The following is an 881-nucleotide window of genomic DNA, read 5'->3' as shown; positions in this document are numbered from 1 at the left end:
ATGTGCTTAGTGCATCTAACACCTGAGTTAAGCCGCGCCGCGAAGCGGCGTCGGCTTGGACGAATTGTTAGGCCGCATATCGCGACCTGAAAGCGGCACGCAAGACCTCAACCTTTTCCGCCCCGAGTGAGGTGCATGCGAGCCTGTAGGACTCTATGTGCTTTGTAGGCCAGTCCACTGGTGGTACTTCATCGGCATAGTAAAAGTAATCCCAGATGATCGCCTCCCAGCTGTTACAACGGACTGGCCGCCCGGCGATGACGCCCTCAGCCGCCTCTGGGCACGAGCCCTGCGGAGCCTCCGCGATTTCATACGCTTCGTCTGCCCACCAAGCAGGTTCGCAGTCAAGTAACTCATCCCCGATCTCCGCTAAGAATCCATAGTCCAACTCCTCCATGACGCGCCCGCCGAGCATTTCAACTATTGCCTCGAGCTCGCCGCGCCTCTCGCCGGGAAACGTCAGATCAATATCATCGTGCTTGCGTGTTACACGCCCTAGCCGTGCATCGATCGCCCAGCCCCCACCGATCCAGAGCGGCAGATTTCGCTCATCTGCCGCAGCTAGAATTTTGTGTATCAATGTGACCTGCGTTGTGTCCATGCGGCCTAACTTTGTTTTAGGGCGACTGCCCTGCTGCGTAACATCGTTGCTGCTCCATAACATCAAACATCGACCCACGGCGTAACGCGCTTGCTGCTTGGATGCCCGAGGCATAGACTGTACAAAAAAACAGTCATAACAAGCCATGAAAACCGCCACTGCGCCGTTACCACCGCTGCGTTCGGTCAAGGTTCTGGACCAGTTGCGTGAGCGCATACGCTACTTGCATTACAGTTTACGAACCGAACAGGCTTATGTCCACTGGGTTCGTGCCTTCATC

At 56.1% G+C, this 881-nt stretch carries 2 protein-coding genes; one reads left to right on the top strand and one right to left on the bottom strand.

Going from position 1 to position 881, the window contains the following annotated elements; genetic code table 11:
- Positions 1 to 67: 67 nt before the first annotated feature.
- Positions 68 to 601: an aminoglycoside nucleotidyltransferase ANT(2'')-Ia gene (gene aadB, locus CKK19_RS25285; protein ID WP_000381802.1), complete on the bottom strand. Its 534-nt coding sequence runs from the start codon at positions 599 to 601 to the stop codon at positions 68 to 70.
- A gap of 145 nt (positions 602 to 746) precedes the next feature.
- On the opposite strand from aadB, the gene CKK19_RS25280 reads away from it, so the two are divergent.
- The coding region (locus CKK19_RS25280; RefSeq protein WP_410315027.1) for a phage integrase N-terminal SAM-like domain-containing protein at positions 747 to 881 on the top strand (135 nt) is incomplete at its 3' end.

The organism is Enterobacter sp. CCUG 70166, assembly GCF_020224095.1.
Lineage (GTDB): Bacteria > Pseudomonadota > Gammaproteobacteria > Enterobacterales > Enterobacteriaceae > Enterobacter > Enterobacter intestinihominis.
The sequence above is the reverse complement of the archived record's forward strand: the minus strand, read 5'-3'. Positions and strand labels throughout refer to the sequence as shown.